Here is a 2,947-nt window from a genome sequence, read left to right as displayed (position 1 = left end):
CGGGGATGCCGCGTCAGCGGACGATGCCGAAGACCTCGAGCGGGTGGGTCAGGCGCCACACCGGCGTCGGCGGGGGGATGTCGGTCGTGAGCCGCACCGGGACCTTCGCTGTGCCGAGCGGGCCGGTGACGACGAACGAGCCGACCCTCGCCCCGGCGGCGCGGTCGCCCGCGATGTCGATCTCGGGCTCGGTCGTCGCGGTGCCGCCGTTCCACAGCACGACGGCGGCATCGGCGTCGGTGATCGCCTGGGTCGACGCGCCCCACGGCGCGCGCACGTCGGCGACCACGGTGCCGGCAGCCACCGTCGCCGGCTGCGCCACCTCGGCGGCGGTCTGGTCGAGGAGGGCCGCGGTCACCTCGTCGCGGGACTCGTCGTCGGGTTGGCCGAGCGCGACCGCGTACACGCGCACGATGTCGTCGCCGATCGTGACGGCCTTGGCCGCGAGCAGCCCGTACTGGTCCTCGAGACTGCCGGTCTTGACGCCGATGACCGCGGGGTCGGCGAGCAGGTCGTTCGTGTTGTGCACCGTGCCGGCGCCGGGCAGCTCGACCACCGGCGTGCGGACGATCTCGGCGAGCACCGGGTCGTCGAGCGCCGCGTGGGCGAGCGCGAGCAGCGCGGCCGGCGTGGCGGCGTTGGCGGGATCGATGCCGGTGGGCTCCACGACCGTGATCCCCTCGATGCCGTGCGCGGCGAGCCACTCCTGCGCGGCCTGCGCGAACGCCTCGTTCGAGTCCCAGAGGCCCGCGGCGAGCCGGCTCGCGTAGTTGCCCGCCGAGCCGATCAGCATCCCCTGCAGCATCTGGTACTGCGTGAGCGCCCCGTAGACCGGAACGTCGAGCGCCGACTCGTCGCGCGCCAGGTACGCCAGGAACTCCTCCTGATCGGCCTCGGTCATCTCGTACGCCGGGCCCTGCTCGCCGGGGGCGAGCGGCATCCGGTCGAGCACGAGGAGGGCCGTGACGACCTTCGTGATGCTGGCGATGGATGCCGCGTCGGCCGTCGTCGTCAACGGCTCGGCCAGCCCGTCGACCGCGACCGCCGCGGAGCCCTCCGCGGGCCAGGGCGGCGCCGCCGCCGGGGCGACGAGCTCGGGCAGCCGCGCGTCGGCGACCGTCAGCGGGATCGACTCCGTCGGCCACAGCAGGGTCGTGCCCGCGTACGCCCCGGCCAGGACCAGCGCGCCGAGGATCGGCAGCACGACCGGCGCGCGCGACTTCCGGGGCCGCCGCGCAAGCAGGTCGGGCGCCTTCTTGCCCTTGCCGGGCGGCACGGTCTCGGTGCCGAGGGTGTCGGCGCGCACCCACCCGAGCGCCGGGAGGTGCTCGTTCGAGGCGTCGGCATCCCCACCGTTCAGCAGCTGTTCGAGCGCGTCATCGGTGGTCACACCGCCTACCGTAGCGCGCCGCGTCGTTATACTGAGGGCACGACCACGGGAGTCCGGTGAGCCGGGCTGAGAGGAAGCGATCCACGCTTCGACCGTCGAACCTGATCTGGATCATGCCAGCGCAGGGAGGAGATTCCATGAGTGTTTCCACGTCCGCATCCGCACGCACACGAACGCCGCGGGGCCGGTTCCGCTGGCGCGTCGTCGACATCGTCGTCGCCAGCGTCGTCGCCGTCGCGTGCGCCTTCGTGTTCCTCGTCTGGAACATCGGCTACGAGGCGCCGAGCGCCGTCCTGAAGCCGTTGCTGCCGGGCCTCGGCGGCCTGCTCGCCGGCCCCTGGCTGCTCGCCGGCGTGCTCGGCGGGCTGATCGTCCGCAAGCCCGGCGCGGCGCTGTACACCGAGGTCGTCGCGGCGGTCATCTCGGCGCTCGTGGGCAACCAGTGGGGGCCGCTCACGATCGTCTCGGGCATCGTGCAGGGACTCGGCGCCGAGCTGATCTTCCTCGTGTTCCTCTACGGCGTGTGGCGCCTGCCCGTCGCGGTGCTCGCCGGCGCGGGCGCCGGGCTCGCGTGCGGCATCAACGACCGCATCCTCTGGTACCCGGGGGTCGACACGCTGTTCACGACCGTCTACATCGTCTCGACCACCGTGTCGGGCGCGGTCATCGCCGGTGTCGGCGGCTGGTACCTCATGAAGGGTCTCGCCAAGACCGGGGCGCTCAGCCGTTTCGCGGCGGGACGCGACGTCTCCCGCCGCGTGTGAGCCGCCCGGCCGCGCTCGAGGCCCGCGGGTGGGGCTGGCGCTACGCGACCCGCAAGGCGTGGGCCGTCCGCGAGGTGTCGTTCCGGATCGAGCCGGGTGAGCGGGTGCTGCTGCTCGGGGCGTCCGGATCGGGCAAGTCGACGCTGCTGCACGGCCTCGCCGGCGTGCTCGGCGGCGCCGACGAGGGCGAGCACACCGGAGAGCTCCTGATCGACGGAATGCCGACGGCCGACGTCCGCGGCCGTGCCGGCCTCGTGCTGCAGGACCCCGACTCGCAGGCGGTGCTCGCGCGCGTCGGCGACGACGTGGCGTTCGCGTGCGAGAACCTCGGCGTGCCCCGCGCGGAGATCTGGTCGCGCGTGCGCGAGGCGCTCGACGCCGTCGGGCTCGACGTGCCGCTCGACCGGGCCACGTCGGCGCTGTCGGGCGGGCAGAAGCAGCGGCTGGCGCTCGCCGCGGTGCTCGCGATGCGCCCCGGTGCGGTGCTGCTCGACGAGCCGACCGCGAACCTCGACCCCGCCGGCGTCGTGGAGGTGCGGGATGCCGTCGCCCGCGCGCTCGGCGTCGGTGGCGGGCCGGGAGGTGCCGGGACGCTCGCGGATTCCGGCGGGCCGGGAGGTGCCGGGACGCTCGCCGGTTCCGGGGCGTTCGGCCCCGGGCCCGCGGGCGCCCGGGTCGGCGGCGAGGACCGCCGGTCGGCGACGCTGGTCGTGATCGAGCATCGCATCGACGTGTGGCTGCCGCTCGTGGACCGCATCATCGTGCTGGGCGCGGAGGGCGTGGTCGCCGACGG

The 2,947-nt window shown here is 74.4% G+C and carries 3 protein-coding genes and 1 riboswitch; of the genes, 2 read left to right on the top strand and 1 reads right to left on the bottom strand.

What is annotated here, in order from left to right; translation table 11 throughout:
* Positions 1 to 13 precede the first annotated feature (13 nt).
* Entirely contained in the window at positions 14 to 1,390 is a 1,377-nt protein-coding gene (locus tag WML84_RS14390) for a D-alanyl-D-alanine carboxypeptidase (RefSeq protein WP_347346825.1), read from the bottom strand.
* Between the two features lie 35 nt (positions 1,391 to 1,425).
* A riboswitch (TPP riboswitch) is annotated at positions 1,426 to 1,535 on the top strand.
* On the opposite strand from WML84_RS14390, the gene WML84_RS14385 reads away from it, so the two are divergent.
* Together WML84_RS14385 and WML84_RS14380 are read left to right on the top strand one after the other, a co-directional pair.
* Positions 1,528 to 2,154 (top strand): ECF transporter S component, encoded by a 627-nt coding sequence (locus WML84_RS14385; protein WP_347346824.1) that lies wholly within the window; start codon positions 1,528 to 1,530, stop codon positions 2,152 to 2,154. It overlaps the preceding riboswitch by 8 nt.
* Positions 2,151 to 2,947 (top strand): ABC transporter ATP-binding protein (locus WML84_RS14380; RefSeq protein WP_347346823.1); only part of this gene is annotated, 797 nt, incomplete at its 3' end. The genes WML84_RS14385 and WML84_RS14380, both read left to right, overlap by 4 nt.

The sequence above is a fragment of the Microbacterium sp. genome, from assembly GCF_039812165.1.
In the GTDB taxonomy this organism is placed as follows: Bacteria; Actinomycetota; Actinomycetes; order Actinomycetales; family Microbacteriaceae; genus Microbacterium.
Note: the sequence above shows the minus strand (reverse complement) of the source record. Positions and strands in the feature narration are given on the sequence as shown.